Here is a 15436-nt window from a genome sequence, read left to right on the forward strand (position 1 = left end):
CGCCCTCCCCCTCGTTCACGCCTCCCAAGGAGTACGTCCATGCCCCTCACCCGTTTCGCCGTCGCGCCCAGCGGCTTCAAGGAGTCCCTGTCCGCCCAGTCCGCGGCCGAGGCCATCGCCGACGGCGTGCGGCGCGTCGTGCCCGACGCGGAGGTCGACCTGATCCCGCTGGTCGACGGCGGCGAGGGCACCGCGCAGGCACTGGCCGCAGCCACCGGCGGACGCCTGGTGGCGCTGCCCGCGACGGGCCCGGTGGGCGAGCGCATCGGCACCCACTTCGCGCTGCTCGGCTCCGGCACCGCCGTCGTGGAGATGGCCGCGGCGGCGGGCCTCAGCCTGGTCCCACGGGACCTGCGCGACCCGGGCGCCACCACGACGTACGGCGTGGGCGAGCTGATCCGCGCCGCCCTGGACACGGGCGCGCGCCGCATCCTGGTGGGCTGCGGCGACTCCGGCACCTCGGACGGGGGCGCGGGCGCACTGCAGGCCCTCGGCGCCCGGCTCCTGGACGCGGACGGCTGGGAACTTCCGTACGGAGGACGGGAGTTGATGCGGCTGCACCACATCGACGTCACCGGCCTCGACCCGCGCCTCGCCGAGACCGAGCTGCTCGTGGCCTGCAACCCGCACAACGTGCTGTGCGGCGAGCGCGGCGTGGCCCGCGTCTTCGGCCCGCAGAAGGGCGCGACGCCGACACAGGTGGAGGAGCTCGCGGCGGGCCTGGAGCACTGGGCGTACGTCCTGACCCGCGACCTGAACGTCACCACCGACCTCTACGGCGGCGTCGGAACCGGCGCCTCCGGAGGCCTCGGCGCGGGGCTCGCCGCGCTCGGCGCCCAGCTCCTGCCCCGCTTCGACGTGCTGCTCGACCACCTCGACCTGGACGCCAGGCTCGCCCGCGCCGACCTGGTCGTCACCGCCGAGGGCGCCCTGGACCACCAGACGCCGCACGGCAAGGTGCCGGCCGAGGTGGCCCGCCGCGCCAAGCTGTTCGGCCGCCCGGTCCTGGTGCTCGCGGGCACCATCGGGGACGGCGCGCACCAGGTGCGGGACCTGGGCGTGGACGCCTACAGCGCGATCCTGCCCGCCCCGGTGTCGCTCGCGGAGGCGCTGAACCGGGGCGGCGAGTTCCTCACGGACGCGACGGAACGCGCCCTGCGCATGATCGTCCTGGGGTCCCGGCTACGGCGTCAGGCAGCGACGGCGTCCGCGCCGCCCGCCGCCTCGTTGTCCGCCGCACCCGTCTCCGCGACACCCGTCTCCGCCACGCCGGTGTCCGGCACGCAACGCCCGTCCTCGGTGCGGTAATTCCACCGCGCGCCGTCGCTCACCAGTTCCTTGACGGCGCGTACGAAGCGCTCCACGTGCTCGTCGGGGGTGCCCGCGCCGAAGCTCACCCGGATCGCGTTCAGCGAGCGCTCGCCGGGCGCGGCCTCCGGGGCGCCGCACTCACCGGGCTCGTCGGACTCGCCGCCGAGCAGGGTGCGTACGAGCGGGTGCGCGCAGAACAGGCCGTCGCGCACCCCGATGCCGTACTCGGCCGACAGCGCGGCGGCGAAGTGCGAGCTGTTCCAGCCGTCCACCACGAACGAGATGACGCCCACGCGCGGCGCGTCGTCCCCGAACAGCGAGAGCACCCGCACCTGCGGCACCGCCGCGAGCCCCGCGCGGACCGTGCCGATCAGCTGCCGCTCCCGCGCCACCAGCGCGTCGAACCCGGCCTCGTCGAGGGCCTTGCAGGCGGAGGCGATGGAGTACGCCCCGATGACGTTGGGCGATCCCGCCTCGTGCCGGGCGGCAGTGTCGTGCCACTCGACGTCCACTCCCCCGTCGGCGCGCCGCGCGACCTTCCGCGAGGCACCGCCGCCCGCGAGGTACGGCTCGGCGCCCTGCAGCCAGTCGGCCCGCCCGGCGAGCACGCCGGAGCCGAAGGGCGCGTACAGCTTGTGGCCGGAGAAGGCGATCCAGTCGACGTCCAACTCCCGTACGTCCACGGGGTGGTGGGGCGCGAGCTGCGCGGCGTCGAGCACGATGCGGGCGCCGTGCGCGTGCGCGGCGGCGGCCAGCTCGCGCACCGGCCACAGCTCGCCGGTGACGTTCGAGGCACCGGTGACACAGACCAGGGCGGGCCCAGTGGGGCCTCCCCTGCTCGAACGAAGTTGAGAGCTTGGGGAAGGGTCGCGGTCGGCGAGGGCGCGCTCCAGGGTGTGGACGGCCTCGTCGTGGGTGCGCGGGGCGTCGAGGTAGGTGACGCGGGCGTCGCGCCAGGGCAGCAGCGAGGCGTGGTGCTCGGTCTCGAACACGAAGACCTGGCAGTCGGCGGGGAGCGCGGCGGCGAGCAGGTTCAGCGAGTCGGTGGTCGACCGCGTGAACACCACCTGGTCGCCCTCGCGGCAGCCCAGGAACTCGGCGACGGTCTTCCGCGCGTTCTCGAACAGGTCGGTCGACAGCTGCGACAGGTAGCCCGCGCCGCGGTGCACGCTGCCGTAGTACGGCGCGTACGCGGCCACGTCGTCCCACACCCGCTGCAGGGCCGGCGCGCTGGCGGCGTAGTCGAGCGCGGCGTACGTGACCTCGCCGCCGGTGACGAGGGGGACGGTGACGTCGCGGCCGAGGACGGGCAGCGGGGCACAGACGGCGGGGTCGGCGGCGACAGTGGTGGCAGACATGGCGAACTCCCGTGAGAGGCAAGCGAATTCGCTGCGCGACGCGCGTACGACGTACGACGGCGATCGGCTCAGCGATGAAGGAGAAGGAGGTGCGAAAAGGTGCGCGGAAAAGGGGCGTCGACGCCCTATCGCATTCGCTTGCTCACGAGACTGCTCCCTTGAGGACCAGGACCCCAGGGTTCAAAAGGGGTCCGCGCTTGCGGCGAACCTTGCTGTCCACCGCCTGGTCTTCACCCAGGGCACCCCGCCACGGACGGAGGGTTGCCGGACAGCGGGCTGGGGCCTAGTCGCTGTCGCTCATGACCTGCCGAGAAGTATGCCAAATGATCGCGCAGACGCAACTGACCGTCCGAATCCCGGACGTACGGGCTGCGCCTGCGCGGCACCGCCGTTCAGCCCGGTGGGGGCTGAACGCCGCCGCGGCGGAGGAAGGAGGCCGCAGGCCTCCTTCCAACCACCGCACGCGCTACTTGTTGCTGGCCGCCACCCACCGCGCGAGCGCGGCCTTGGCCGCGCCCGAGTCGATGGCCTGAGCGGCCCGGGCCATCCCCCGGCGGATCCGCTCCGCCAGAGGGCCCTCGCCCTGCTCCAGGGCGACCAGCGCCGCCGCCGCGTTCAGGAGCACCGCGTCCCGTACGGGCCCCGTCTCGCCGTCCAGGAGGCGCCGTGCGACCTCCGCGTTGTACGAGGCGTCGGCGCCGCGCAGGGCCTCGACGGGGACGAGGTCGATGCCGACGTCCCGGGGGTCGAAGGCCTCCTCGCGGACGCTCCCGTCCCGTACCACCCACACCCGCGAGGTGGCCGTGGTCGTCAGCTCGTCCAGGCCGTCGTCCCCGCGGAACACCAGCGCCGACGAGCCGCGCTCGGCGAGGACGCCGGCGAGGATCGGCGCCATCCGGGCGTCGGCGACGCCGGTGGCCTGGGCCCGCACCTTGGCCGGGTTGGTCAGCGGACCGAGAAAGTTGAAGGTGGTCCGGATGCCGAGCTCGCGCCGCGCGGGCGCCACGTGCCGCAGCGCGGGGTGGAACTTCACGGCGAAGCAGAAGGTGATCCCGGCCTCCTCGGCGACCTCCCGGACCCGCTGCGGGGTGAGCTCCAGGTTGACGCCGAGCTTCTCCAGGACGTCGGAGGCACCGCTCGCGGAGGACGCCGCGCGGTTGCCGTGCTTGACGACCTTCGCGCCGGTCCCGGCGACGACGATCGCCGACATGGTGGAGATGTTCACGGTCTTGGCGCCGTCGCCGCCGGTGCCGACGATGTCGACGCTCGGTCCTGGCACCTCGATGGTGTGCGCGTGCTCGTACATGGCGCGGACGAGTCCTGAGATCTCCTCGACCGTCTCGCCCTTGGCCCGCAGCGCCACCGCGAAGCCCGCGATCTGCGCGTCGGTGGCCTCGCCGCGCATGATGCGGTCCATCGCCCAGGCCGTGTCGTCCGCGCTCTGGTCGCGCCCGTCGAGCAGCCCGTTCAGCACGTCGGGCCAGGAACGGGCCGCCGCGGTGTCGCCTCCTGCGGGGGTCACAGCGCTCATGGCCGCTCCTGGGTTCGTAGACGAAGACATCCCAAGCTTGTTGGGGTGGGTCCACCCTATCCAGCCCTCAGCACGGCAAAGAGCCCCGTCCATGCCCTGGACGGGGCTCCTGCCGTGGCGACCTTCAGGTCAGCGCGTCACCGCGCTCCGGTGATCAGTGGTGGCCGTGGCCGCTCGTGATCTCCTTGTACTCCTCGGCGGTCGGCTTGGGGATCTGGGTGTCCTCGCCGTACATGCCCTTGGAGAGCTTCGCCCGCAGCTTCTGCGAGCCCTTCACCTTGCGCTCGACGCCGTTCTCGTCGACCGTCGGGCCGATCTCGAGCGGCTCGTACTGCTCGTGCGCGGTGAGGGTGTGCAGCTGCTCCTTGTTGAGCGGCTCGTGCACCTCGATGAACTCACCGTGCGGCAGGCGCTTGATGAGGCCGGACTCGCGTCCGTGCAGCACCTTGTCCTTGTCGCGGCGCTGGAGGCCGAGGCAGATCCGCTTGGTGACGATGAACGCGATGACCGGTCCGGCGAAGAAGAAGATCCGGACGAACCAGGTGATGGCGTTGATCGACAGGTGGAAGTGCGTGGCCCACAGGTCGTTTCCACCACCGACCAGCAGTACGAAGTACCAGGTCATCCAGGCCACACCGAAGGCGGTGCGGGTCGGGGCGTTGCGCGGGCGGTCCAGGATGTGGTGCTCGCGCTTGTCCCCGGTGACCCAGGCCTCGATGAACGGGTAGACCGCGATGGCCACCAGGACCAGCGGGAAGATGATCAACGGGATGAACACACCCAGGACGAGCGTGTGACCCCAGGCGTTGATCTCCCAGCCGGGCATGACACGGATCAGGCCTTCGGAGAAGCCCATGTACCAGTCGGGCTGGGCGCCGGTGGACACCTGGTCCGGACGGTAGGGCCCGAGAGCCCAGATCGGGTTGATCGTCGCGATCGCCGAGACGGCCGCGATGATGCCGAAGACCAGGAAGAAGAAGCCTCCGGCCTTGGCCATGTAGACCGGCAGCAGCGGCATGCCGACGACGTTCTTGTTGGTCTTGCCGGGGCCCGCGAACTGCGTGTGCTTGTGGTAGAAGACCAGGATCAGGTGCGCCACCACGAGCCCGAGCATGATGCCCGGCAGCAGCAGGATGTGCACCGAGTAGAACCGCGCCACGAAGTCGCCGCCGGGGAACTCCCCGCCGAACAGGAACATCGAGAGGTACGTTCCGACGATCGGCACCGACAGGACGGCGCCCTGCATGAAGCGGACACCTGTTCCTGACAACAGGTCGTCCGGCAGCGAGTAACCGGTGAATCCGGTGAACATGCCGAGGACGAACAACAGGAAGCCGAACAGCCAGTTGACCTCGCGCGGCTTGCGGAAGGCGCCCGTGAAGAAGACGCGCATCATGTGCACGAACATGGCCGCGAGGAAGATCAGCGCCGCCCAGTGGTGGATCTGCCGGATCAGCAGACCACCGCGCACATCGAAGGAGATGTGCATGGTCGAGTTGAACGCCTCGGACATCAGCTGGCCCTGCAGGGGCACGTAGCTGCCGTGGTACTCCACCTCGTTCATCGACGGGTGGAAGAACAGCGTCAGATACACACCCGTGAGGATGATGATGATGAAGCTGTAGAGGCAGATCTCACCGAGCATGAAGGACCAGTGGTCCGGGAAGATCTTGCGCATGTTGGCCTTGGCCAGGGAGTAGATCCCAAGTCGGCCGTCGGCCCAGTCGGCGACCCGCTCACCGGCGGGCGCCTTCTTGCGTGAGTCGGCGGCAGGGGCCGCCGTCGCCGTGGTGTTCTCGGTGCTCATCCGCGCTCCCAGAAGGCAGGACCGACGGGCTCGTCGAAGTCGCCGTGCGCCTCGAGGTAGCCCTCCTCGTTCACGCCGATCTTCAACTGCGGAAGGGCGTGACCGGCGGGGCCGAAGATGACTCGGGCGCCGTCGGAGAGGTCGAAGGTGGACTGGTGGCACGGGCAGAGCGCGTGGTGCGTCTGCTGCTCGTACAGGGAGATCGGGCAGCCCACGTGGGTGCAGATCTTGGAGTACGCGACGACGCCCTCGTGCGACCACGCCAGCTCGCGCTTGTCCTTGATGTTGTCCGGCTGGATCCGGACGATCATCAGGGCGGCCTTGGCGATCTGGGTCTGGAAGTCGTGGTCGTGCTCCTCCAGGCCCTCGGGCTTGGCGAAGGTGAGCGAGCCGACCGGGATGTCCGAGGGGCGCAGCGGCTCGTTCGTGTTCATGTTCACGAGCAGCTTGCCCTTGGACCACAGGGTGTGCCGCAGTTTGTCCTCCGGCAGCGGACCGAGGTCACGCAGCAGGACGACACCGGACAGCGGGACCATCGCGAGCGCGCCGAACATGGTGTTGCGGATCAGCTTGCGCCGGCCGAGCTGGGACTCCTTCGCGCCTTCCGCGAAGTCGGCCAGGACCTTGGCCTTGACCTCGGGCTCGGCCTCGATGGGGTGCCGGTCGTCGGCGACCTCCACGTCGGACATCAGGGTGCGGGCCCAGTGGACCGCGCCCGCGCCGATGCAGAAGAGGGCCACGCCGAGGGTCATGCCCAGGGAGAAGTTGAGCGCGCTGATGTGGCCGATGGGCCAGATGTAGACGCTCTTGTCGACCGGGAAGGCCACGAACGAGGCGATGAAGGCCACGGTGGCCAGCATCGAGATCGTGAACAGGAGCGCGACCGTGCGCTCGGAGCGCCGGGCGGCCTGCTCGTCGATGTCCTGGACGCGGTGCTCGTGGGGCGGCAGCCCCGGGTCCGCGAACGGGTGGGCCTCGTCGGCCACGGCTACCGCGCCGTGCGCGGATTCCTGCTCGCTGGGCAGGTTCTCTGCTGGATTCTCTTGGCTACTCATGACTTCTTGGCCTTTGCGGTCCGGGCGGCGACCCACACGGCGACCGCGATCAGCGCGCCGAGGCCGAAGATCCAGGCGAAGAGGCCTTCACTGACCGGTCCGAGACCGCCCAGCTTGAGACCGCCGGGGCTCTCGGTCTTCTCGCTGTTGACCGCGTCGAGGTACGCGATGATGTCCTTCTTGCTCTTCTCCGGCATCGTCGTGTCGGGGAAGGACGGCATGTTCTGCGGGCCGGTCTCCATGGCCTCGTAGAGATGCTTGGGGCTGACGCCCTCGAGGCTGGGAGCGAACTTGCCGTGCGTCAGCGCGCCGCCTTCACCGGTGAAGTTGTGGCACTGCGCGCAGTTCGTACGGAACAGCTCGCCACCCTTGGCGATGTCGGCGCCCTCGGGGCTGACCTGCTTCTTCGTCGGGATGTCGGGTCCCGCGCCGAGCGAGGCGACGTACGCGGCGAGCTGGTCGATCTGCGCCTGGTTGTAGATGACCTTCTTCTTGGGCGCCTGGGCGCCCGGCTGCTGGAGCGGCATACGGCCGGTGCCGACCTGGAAGTCGACAGCGGCGGCGCCCACGCCCACCAGGCTGGGACCGTCGGAACTGCCCTGACCGCCGGTTCCGTGGCAGCTGGAGCAGCCAACGGCATAGAGCTTCTTGCCCTCGTCGATGGCGAGGGACTGAGCGGTTTCGTCGGCCTGCGCCTTGTCCGCCGGAGCGAACACGGCGTACAGCCCCCCGGTGGCCGCCAGCGCGAGGAGTAGGACGACGACCGCCGCCAGCGGATGGCGTCGTCGTGCGGAGAGCTTTTTCACGGATTACCCCGGTGTCAGGATCTTCTGCGTCGATGCTTCTGGAATGTGTCGGTACGTCGGGTGCGTCGGGGCGGCCGGGCCGCCACGGTCCCCGGTACCGATTACTTGATCATGTAGATCGTGGCGAAGAGGCCGATCCAGACGACATCGACGAAGTGCCAGTAGTAGGACACGACGATGGCAGCGGTCGCCTGCTCGTGAGTGAACCTCCGAGCCGCGTAGGTACGGCCGAGGACCAGCAGGAAGGCGATGAGTCCGCCTGTCACATGCAGTCCGTGGAAACCGGTGGTCAGGTAGAACACTGAGCCGTACGGGTCCGACGAGAGCGAGAGGCCCTCGTGCTTGACCAGCTCCGTGTACTCGAAGACCTGACCGCCGATGAAGACCGCACCCATGATGAAGGTGACGATGAACCACATCCGGAGCTTCTTCACGTCCCCGCGCTCGGCGGCGAACACGCCGAGCTGGCAGGTGAGGGAGGAGAGCACCAGGATCGTGGTGTTCGTCGCAGAGAACGGGAAGTTCAGGCTTGACGCCATTTCCTTCCAGTGATCTGGACCGGTCACCGATCGCAGGGTGAAGTACATCGCGAAGAGGGCCGCGAAGAACATCAGCTCGGAACTCAGCCAGATGATGGTTCCGACGCTGGTGAGGTTCGGTCGATTGACCGGCGGGTGCGCGTGCCCGGTATCTACTGTCGTTGCTGTCGCCACGACCGACATTATGTCGGTCGCTTATCCCGCCCTCACCCCGGGGGGTGCCGTTCGGAGTGTCTGCGGGGTGTGTCCTGCCCGTATGGCCCATCGGAGCGGTGTCCGAACCGGTGTTGACGAGGTGTCGGGAGGAGTAGCATCCGCGCGAGATCACCTCGACGAAGCGGAGGAACCATGCAGCCAACCGCCACGGTCCTTGTCTACAGCGACAACGCGAACACCCGTGAGCAGGTCCGCCTGGCCACCGGGCGCAGGCCGGCCTCCGACGTCCCGGAGGTGCGCTTCCTGGAGTGCGCGACGCTCCCGGCGGTCCTGACGGAGCTGGACCGGGGCGGCGTCGACGTGTGCGTGCTCGACGGGGAGGCCACCCCTGCGGGGGGCATGGGGGTGTGCCGGCAGATCAAGGACGAGATCTTCCAGGCCCCGCCCGTGCTGGTGCTCATCGGGCGGCCGCAGGACGCCTGGCTGGCCACGTGGAGCCGGGCCGAGGCCGCGGTGACCTTGCCGGTCGATCCGGTGGAGTTCGCGGCGGCGCTGGCCGACCTGCTGCGCAGCAAGTCGGCCCTCACCGCGGGCTAGCTCGGGGCCCTGCGGGGCTCAGACGGACTCGGGGCGCAGGCGGGCCGCGTCCACGGCCGTGCGGCCCTCCTTCGTGCCCTTGAGCAGTGCGCTGCCCTCGCGCCACTTCTTCCAGGGGACGTTCCAGTCTCCGAAGCCGTTCCCGAACGGGTCCATGTCGGCGCCGTAACTGTTGACGACCTTCACGATGTCGCCCTGGCGGACGGTCTCGTAGAACCAGGCGGCGTTGCCGGTGCTCATGCCGGTGCAGCCGTGGCTGGTGTTCGCGGCGCCCTGGGAGCCCACGGACCAGGGGGCCGCGTGGACGTATTCACCGCTGTCGGTGACCCTCGTCGCGTAGTAGACCATTTTGTCGTAGAAGTCCGAGGCGCCGATGCTGGCGCTGGTCATGCGGACGACGTACTCCTTGCCGAGCACCACCTTGATGCCGTTGCGCGTGGAGTAGCCGGGCTTGCCGGTGGTCACGGGGATGGAGTTGATCTCCTCGCCGTTGCGGTAGACCGTCATCCAGTGCGAGCCGGCGTCCGTCACGGCCACGATCTTGTCGCCGGTGGTGAACTGCAGGGGCTTGGCCGCGGCGCCCCAGAGCCTGTCGCTGACCTTGATGCCGTCCAGGTTGCTGTGGACGTCCACGGTGGCGTTGGTGGGCCAGTAGTCCTTGGGGCGGTAGTGCAGCGTCTGGCTGTCCACCCAGTGCCAGGAGCCCTCCGTGGCGGGCTTGGAGCGCACCGTCAGGGCCCGTTCCACGGTGGCCCGGGCCTCCTTGCCCTTGACCTTGGCGCTGAGCTTCGCGGTGACGGGCTGGCCGACGCCGTACTTGCCCGCCTCCGGGCCGAAGGTGACCTTCAGCTGCCTCTTCTTGGCGGCCTCGTTGGTGGCGAAGTTGAGGACCTTGCGGCCGGGTGAGCCCTCGTCGTCCTCGGTGCTCACGCGCACCGTGTAGTGGGCGCCTGCGGCCAGCGGGGCGGTGCTGTGCCACCGGGAGCCGTCGGCGGAGAGTTCGCCCGCCACGTAGCGGCCCATGGCGTCGGTGGCGGTCACATCGGTGATGCGTCCGTCGTCGCCCTGGGCGGTGACTTCGAGCGGCTTGTCGGGGTCGGCCTTCTGGCTGCCCGCGGGCCCGTTGAACGCGATCTGGCTCGCCGCGTCGTACGGCTTGGCCGAGAGCGGATGGCCGTCGCTGCCGCAGGCCGTGGCCCCCGCACCGAGGGCGACCACCAGCGACGTGCAGCTCAGTACCGTGCGGATACGCGGTGAATTGCTCATGAGCACACGGTATGAAGGTTCATCAAGTACGGCGCGCCGAGTGACCCGTACGAGTTCCCCCGGACGGCGCAACGAAAAGGCCCCGGGGCCCGGACTCTCCGTCAGGAGCGTCCGGGCCCCGGGGCCCTGCGGTGCGGCCGAACCAGACCAGCCCTACTGGGTCTGGTTCTCACCGCGGTAGTACTCGAAGACCCAGCCCCACAGGCCGATCAGGATGATCGGGGCCGAGAAGTACAGCAGCCACCAGCCGAAGACGACGCCCATGAAGGCGAGCGCGCCACCGATGGCCAGGGACAGCGGCTGCCAGCTGTGCGGGCTGAAGAAGCCCACCTCGCCGGCCTCGTCCGCGACGTCGGCCTCGGTGTTGTCCTGTGCGGAGGCGTCGACCCGCCGGGCCGTGAAGGCCAGGTAGTAGCCGATCATGATGCACAGGCCGAAGGCCAGGAAGAGCGCGGTGGTACCGGCGGGCTCCTTCGACCACCAGCCATAGACGATCGCCATGGCCAGCACGAAGACGCTCAGCCAGATGAACATCTTGCCTTGGACCTTCACTTGCCGGCCTCCTTGCCGCCAGCGAGAGCCTTCTCGCCGTGACCGGCGTTCTCCAGCTGGTCGATCGCGGCGATCTCCGGGTGGTGCAGGTCGAACGCCGGGGATTCACTACGGATGCGCGGCAGCGTGAGGAAGTTGTGCCGCGGCGGCGGGCACGAGGTCGCCCACTCCAGCGAACGGCCGTAGCCCCAGGGGTCGTCGACCTCGACCTTCTTGCCGTACTTGGCGGTCTTCCAGATGTTGTAGAAGAACGGCAGTATCGACAGGCCGAGCAGGAACGAACAGATCGTCGAGATCGTGTTCAGGGCGGTGAAGCCGTCCGCGTCCAGGTAGTCCGCGTACCGGCGGGGCATGCCCTCGGCGCCGAGCCAGTGCTGGACCAGGAACGTGCCGTGGAAGCCCACGAACAGCGTCCAGAACGTGATCTTGCCGAGCCGCTCGTCGAGCATCTTGCCCGTGAACTTCGGCCACCAGAAGTGGAATCCGGAGAACATCGCGAACACCACGGTGCCGAAGACGACGTAGTGGAAGTGCGCGACCACGAAGTACGAGTCCGACACGTGGAAGTCCATCGGCGGCGAGGCCAGGATGACACCCGTCAGACCACCGAAGGTGAAGGTGATCAGGAAGCCGACCGCCCAGAGCATCGGGGTCTCGAAGGACAAGGACCCCTTCCACATCGTTCCGATCCAGTTGAAGAACTTCACGCCTGTTGGCACGGCGATCAGGAACGTCATGAAGGAGAAGAACGGTAGGAGTACGCCGCCTGTGACGTACATGTGGTGCGCCCACACCGTCACCGAAAGACCGGCGATGGCGATGGTCGCGCCGATCAGGCCCATGTAGCCGAACATCGGCTTGCGGGAGAAGACCGGGATGACTTCGGAAATGATTCCGAAGAATGGTAGGGCGATGATGTACACCTCTGGATGGCCGAAGAACCAGAAGAGGTGTTGCCATAGCAAGGCCCCGCCATTGGCGGCGTCGAAGATATGGGCGCCGAATTTGCGGTCCGCCTCCAGGGCGAAGAGCGCGGCGGCCAGAACCGGGAAGGCGAGCAGCACGAGCACGGCCGTGAGCAGCACGTTCCACACGAAGATCGGCATGCGGAACATCGTCATGCCGGGTGCGCGCATGCAGATGATGGTCGTGATGAAGTTGACCGAGCCGAGGATCGTGCCGAAGCCGGAGAAGGCCAGACCCATGATCCACATGTCGGCGCCGATGCCGGGCGACCGGACCGCGTCCGAGAGCGGCGAGTAGGCGAACCAGCCGAAGTCCGCCGCACCCTGCGGGGTGAGGAAGCCACCGACCGCGATCAGCGAGCCGAACAGGTACAGCCAGTAGGCGAACATGTTCAGCCGCGGGAACGCGACGTCGGGCGCGCCGATCTGCAGCGGCATGATCCAGTTCGCGAAGCCCGCGAACAGCGGCGTCGCGAACATCAGCAGCATGATCGTGCCGTGCATCGTGAACGCCTGGTTGAACTGCTCGTTCGACATGATCTGCGTACCCGGGCGGGCGAGCTCGGCGCGCATGAAGAGCGCCATGACGCCGCCGATGCAGAAGAACGCGAACGACGTGACCAGATAGAGCGTGCCGATCGTCTTGTGGTCAGTGGTGGTCAGCCACTTGATGACGACGTTTCCCGGCTGCTTGCGCCTGACCGGCAGTTCGTCCTCGTACGAGTCGTCTGCTGCCGCGGCACCCTGGGGTTCGTTGAGGATGCTCACAGGTTGTTCGTCTCCCGGTTCTTCTCGTGGCGCGTCTGCTCGATGCCGGCCGGGATGTATCCGGTCTGGTTCTTCTTCGCGAGGTCCTCGAGGTGCTGCTTGTAGCGCTCGGGAGAGACGACCTTGACGTTGAAGAGCATCCGGGAGTGGTCGACGCCGCAGAGCTCGGCGCACTTGCCCATGAAGGTGCCCTCCTTGTTGGGAGTCACCTCGAAGGCGTTGGTGTGGCCCGGGATGACGTCCTGCTTCATGAGGAACGGAACCACCCAGAAGGAGTGGATGACGTCACGCGAAGTCAGGACGAAGCGAACCTTCTCGCCCTTGGGGAGCCAGAGGGTCGGGCCCGGGTTGCCGTTCTGCGGGTTCCGCTCGCCGGGCGTACCGACCTGGTAGACGCCGTTGGCGTTGGCCGGGAAGTCCTTGCGGAACCGCTCCGGAATGGCGTCCAGGTCCTTGGACGTCTTGGCGTTGTCCTTGCCTGCGCCCGGCACGTTCTCGATGTAGTTGAAGCCCCAGCTCCACTGGAAGCCGACCACGTTGATGGTGTGGGCGGGCTTGTCGTCGAGCTTGAGGAGCTTGGACTCGTCACGTGCCGTGAAGTAGAAGAGCACCGAGACGATGATGAGCGGGACCACCGTGTACAGCGCCTCGATGGGCATGTTGTAACGCGTCTGCGGAGGAACCTCCACCTTGGTGCGGCTGCGCCGGTGGAAGATGACGCTCCACAGGATCAGGCCCCAGACCAGCACGCCCGTGGCGAGCGCAGCCGCCCACGAGCCCTGCCAGAGGGAGAGGATCCGCGGAGCCTCCTCCGTGACCGGGGTCGGCATACCAAGGCGGGGAAAGTCCTTGTATGTGCAACCGGTGGCGGTTACCAGGACCAGGCCCGCAGTCAATGCCTGCAGCAGCTTCCGCCGCATCGGGCGCCGCGGCGAGCGGTCGGAGCCGTTGGGACTCACGTAGCGCCTTCCCGAGAGTCTCGCCCGCGCTGTTGGCTGCGGCCTTCTCGGTGGTCGGGTCGCCGCCCTGCGTCGGGCAGGGGTTTGGATGTTTATGCGGACCAAACCCTACTGGACGCTATTTGGGGTCGCGCGGGGAGGGTGCCTAACGCGCCGCGGGTCACTCTGAAGGGGTGGGATGCCCGTCCGTCGGCCGGTATCTGACGGTGGCTCGGGCGCCCTCCGGCTCGGCGGGATCTCTTGTTCGGCGGGTGCCGGTGCTCTGTGGTTGCTCGCGCCCACGCGGCGGAGCCGCACAATGTCACAGCCTCGCGCCCCTTACGTACGCACTCCTGACCCGAACGTTAGTTTTGCCGTGTGTCCTACTTCGACGTTGCCTCCGCCGCTCCCCTTCATCCCGTTGCCCGGCAGGCGCTGATGGCCTCTCTTGATGAAGGGTGGGCCGATCCCGCGCGGCTGTATCGGGAGGGGCGGCGGGCCCGGTTGCTGCTCGATGCCGCTCGGGAGGCGGCCGCGGAGGCGGTGGGGTGTCGGCCGGACGAGTTGGTGTTCACTCCATCGGGGACGCGGGCGCTGCACGACGGGGTCGCGGGGGCGCTGGCCGGGCGGCGGCGGGTCGGTGGGCATCTGGTGGTGTCGGCCGTCGAGCACTCGGCGGTGCTGCACGCGGCGGCCGCGCACGAGTCGGCGGGCGGCACGGTGACGGAGATCGCCGTGGACCGGACGGGGGCGGTGCGCCCGGAGGCGTACGAAGCCGTGCTGCGCGAGGACACCGCGCTCGCGTGTCTGCAGTCCGCCAACCACGAGGTGGGCACCGAGCAGCCGGTCGCCGAGGTGGCGGAGGTGTGCCGGGCGGACGGGGTGCCGCTCCTGGTGGACGCGGCGCAGTCGCTGCCGTGGGGGCGGGTGGACGGCGGCTGGTCGCTGCTGGCCGCGAGCGCCCACAAGTGGGGCGGGCCGGCGGGGGTGGGGCTGCTCGTCGTACGCAAGGGGGTGCGGTTCGCGCCGCGCGGGCCGGTGGACGAGCGGGAGTCGGGGCGCGCGCCCGGGTTCGAGAACATTCCGGCGGTCGTGGCGGCCGCCGCGTCTCTGCGGGCGGTGCGGGCCGAGGCGGCGGCGGAGGCCGGGCGGCTGCGCGAGCTGACGGAGCGGATCCGGGCGCGGGTGCCGGGCCTGGTGGCGGACGTGGAGGTCGTCGGCGATCCGGTGCGGCGGCTGCCGCACCTGGTCACGTTCTCCTGTCTCTATGTCGACGGGGAGACGTTGCTGCACGAGCTGGACCGGGCGGGCTTCTCGGTGTCGTCCGGGTCGTCCTGCACCAGCAGCACGCTGACGCCGAGCCATGTGCTCAAGGCGATGGGCGTGGTCAGTGAGGGCAACGTACGCGTTTCGCTGCCGTTCGGCGCCGACGCCGCCGAGGTCGAGCGCTTCCTCGACGTGCTGCCGGGCGCGGTCGCCGGGGTGCGCGAGAAGCTGGGCGCGCCCGTCGCCTCCGCCGCCACCGGCACGCTGGACGAGCTGACCGTCGACGCCCTGGGCGAGCGCTGCCCGCTGCCCGTGATCGAGCTGGCGAAGGCGCTCCCCCGGGTCCGGGTGGGCGGCACGGTCACCGTCCTGTCGGACGACGAGGTCGCGGCCGTGGACATCCCGGCGTGGTGCTGGACGCAGAAGCAGGAGTACGTGGGGCCGCGGGAGCGGGAGCACGGGGTGGCGTACGTGGTGCGGCGGCTGGTGTAGCCGGACGGTCCCCCGGTCGGGGCGCAGGA

General features: G+C 69.2%; 13 protein-coding genes and 1 riboswitch. Of the genes, 3 read left to right on the forward strand and 10 right to left on the reverse strand.

Annotated features, from left to right (window positions below; all coding sequences use genetic code 11):
* Positions 1-39 precede the first annotated feature (39 nt).
* Positions 40-1308 (forward strand): glycerate kinase family protein, encoded by a 1269-nt coding sequence (locus IEY91_RS38345; RefSeq protein ID WP_189177439.1) that lies wholly within the window; start codon positions 40-42, stop codon positions 1306-1308.
* On the opposite strand, the gene IEY91_RS38350 is transcribed toward IEY91_RS38345, so the two are convergent.
* The 6 genes from IEY91_RS38350 to ctaE form a co-directional block, all read right to left on the reverse strand.
* Complete coding sequence (locus IEY91_RS38350) at positions 1191-2669, reverse strand: aminotransferase class V-fold PLP-dependent enzyme (protein WP_229697518.1); 1479 nt, start codon at positions 2667-2669, stop codon at positions 1191-1193. The genes IEY91_RS38345 and IEY91_RS38350 overlap by 118 nt on opposite strands.
* A 188-nt stretch (positions 2670-2857) precedes the next feature.
* Positions 2858-2974, reverse strand: a riboswitch (SAM riboswitch).
* Between the two features lie 161 nt (positions 2975-3135).
* On the reverse strand, positions 3136-4200 hold the full coding sequence (trpD, locus tag IEY91_RS38355) for an anthranilate phosphoribosyltransferase (protein ID WP_189177440.1): 1065 nt from the start codon (positions 4198-4200) through the stop codon (positions 3136-3138).
* Positions 4201-4354: 154 nt separating this feature from the next.
* Complete coding sequence (qcrB, locus tag IEY91_RS38360; protein WP_189177441.1) at positions 4355-6007, reverse strand: cytochrome bc1 complex cytochrome b subunit; 1653 nt, start codon at positions 6005-6007, stop codon at positions 4355-4357.
* Complete coding sequence (qcrA, locus tag IEY91_RS38365) at positions 6004-7062, reverse strand: cytochrome bc1 complex Rieske iron-sulfur subunit (RefSeq protein WP_164325744.1); 1059 nt, start codon at positions 7060-7062, stop codon at positions 6004-6006. The genes qcrB and qcrA overlap by 4 nt, the downstream gene beginning before the upstream one ends.
* Positions 7059-7868: a cytochrome bc1 complex diheme cytochrome c subunit gene (gene qcrC / locus IEY91_RS38370; protein ID WP_164325743.1), complete on the reverse strand. Its 810-nt coding sequence runs from the start codon at positions 7866-7868 to the stop codon at positions 7059-7061. Before qcrC ends, qcrA begins: the two co-directional genes overlap by 4 nt.
* Before the next feature lie 101 nt (positions 7869-7969).
* Complete coding sequence (ctaE, locus tag IEY91_RS38375; protein WP_016639576.1) at positions 7970-8590, reverse strand: aa3-type cytochrome oxidase subunit III; 621 nt, start codon at positions 8588-8590, stop codon at positions 7970-7972.
* Positions 8591-8755: 165 nt separating this feature from the next.
* Between ctaE and IEY91_RS38380 the strand changes: the two genes are divergently transcribed.
* Positions 8756-9160, forward strand: a complete 405-nt coding sequence (locus IEY91_RS38380; protein ID WP_164325742.1) for a DNA-binding transcriptional response regulator — start codon at positions 8756-8758, stop codon at positions 9158-9160.
* 18 nt (positions 9161-9178) lie between these two features.
* Here the strand turns inward: IEY91_RS38380 and IEY91_RS38385 are convergent, their stop codons facing one another.
* From IEY91_RS38385 to ctaC, 4 genes are all read right to left on the reverse strand, one after another.
* Positions 9179-10426, reverse strand: coding sequence for a L,D-transpeptidase (locus IEY91_RS38385; protein ID WP_164325741.1), 1248 nt, complete (start codon positions 10424-10426; stop codon positions 9179-9181).
* 153 nt (positions 10427-10579) lie between these two features.
* Positions 10580-10978 (reverse strand): cytochrome c oxidase subunit 4, encoded by a 399-nt coding sequence (locus IEY91_RS38390; RefSeq protein WP_164325740.1) that lies wholly within the window; start codon positions 10976-10978, stop codon positions 10580-10582.
* Positions 10975-12711, reverse strand: coding sequence for an aa3-type cytochrome oxidase subunit I (gene ctaD / locus IEY91_RS38395; RefSeq protein WP_164325739.1), 1737 nt, complete (start codon positions 12709-12711; stop codon positions 10975-10977). The genes IEY91_RS38390 and ctaD overlap by 4 nt, the downstream gene beginning before the upstream one ends.
* Positions 12708-13670 carry an aa3-type cytochrome oxidase subunit II gene (gene ctaC, locus IEY91_RS38400; RefSeq protein ID WP_164325738.1) on the reverse strand — a complete coding sequence of 321 codons (963 nt, stop codon included), beginning with the start codon at positions 13668-13670 and terminating at the stop codon, positions 12708-12710. Before ctaC ends, ctaD begins: the two co-directional genes overlap by 4 nt.
* Before the next feature lie 357 nt (positions 13671-14027).
* Between ctaC and IEY91_RS38405 the strand changes: the two genes are divergently transcribed.
* Entirely contained in the window at positions 14028-15407 is a 1380-nt protein-coding gene (locus IEY91_RS38405; protein WP_189177442.1) for a cysteine desulfurase/sulfurtransferase TusA family protein, read from the forward strand.
* Positions 15408-15436 lie beyond the last annotated feature (29 nt).

It is taken from the genome of Streptomyces lasiicapitis, assembly GCF_014646335.1.
Classification (GTDB): domain Bacteria; phylum Actinomycetota; class Actinomycetes; order Streptomycetales; family Streptomycetaceae; genus Streptomyces; species Streptomyces lasiicapitis.